This window comes from Serratia sp. H1w (assembly GCF_000633355.1).
Lineage (GTDB): Bacteria > Pseudomonadota > Gammaproteobacteria > Enterobacterales > Enterobacteriaceae > Chania.
Genome location: NZ_AYMQ01000235.1, coordinates 1 through 816, shown reverse-complemented (window position 1 = coordinate 816; position 816 = coordinate 1). Strand labels below are relative to the sequence as shown.

General features: G+C 56.5%; 1 protein-coding gene. It reads left to right on the top strand.

Annotated features, from left to right (window positions below; all coding sequences use genetic code 11):
• Positions 1 to 56 precede the first annotated feature (56 nt).
• The coding region (locus tag U869_RS29920; protein WP_232785431.1) for a condensation domain-containing protein at positions 57 to 816 on the top strand (760 nt) is incomplete at its 3' end.

Below are 816 nucleotides of genomic sequence, written 5' to 3'. Positions count from 1 at the left end.
CGGTAGATGATCTCGACAACGCCCAGCCGCTGAGCGAGAGAGGTATGGACTCGTTGATGGCACTGGAATTACGCAAAGTGCTGGGGAAAAAAACCGGCCTGACGTTGCCGGCCACATTGGTATTTGATTACCCGACACCTTCAGCTCTTGCCGGGATGGTTTTCTCACACTATCTGGCGGCAAAAGAGCAGGGGAAGTACAGCAATGTTGAGTGTGGCGCCAGTCAGCAGGCTAAGGCGCCAGTGCAATCCAAGCCGGCCGATGAGATCCGCATTTCTGCCCTATCACCAGGGCAATTGCGACTGTGGTTCCTGGAAAAAATCAATATCACCCTGCCAGTTAATAATATTCACCATGGCGTGAAATTCAGCGGCCAGCTGGACGCACAGCGCCTGCGTGACTGCTTTGCTGTCCTTGTGGGGCGCCATGAGTCACTGCGCACCACTTTCATTGATATTCCGGTTTATCCTTCTGGACGGGACGAGCCGCGGGCGCTGATTGCCCCACAGGGCGCGGTCCCGTTCGATATCATCGATCTGAGCACCGTGCAGGATCGGCAGAGCCAGATTGACCAGTTGGCGTATGCACACCGTATACGACCGTTCGATATCTCTGCCGGTCCACTGTGGCGCAGCCTGCTGATCACGGAGGCGGAGAACTCACACCTGCTGCTGTTGACCCAGCACCATCTTATTAGCGATGGCTGGTCGGTCGTCAGGCTGATTAAAGAGCTGGTCACGCTGTACCTGTCACAGGCGTTGCCGGCAGAGCCGCAGCCGGCAACGCCTGACTACTCTGACTATGTCAGCTTCCAGC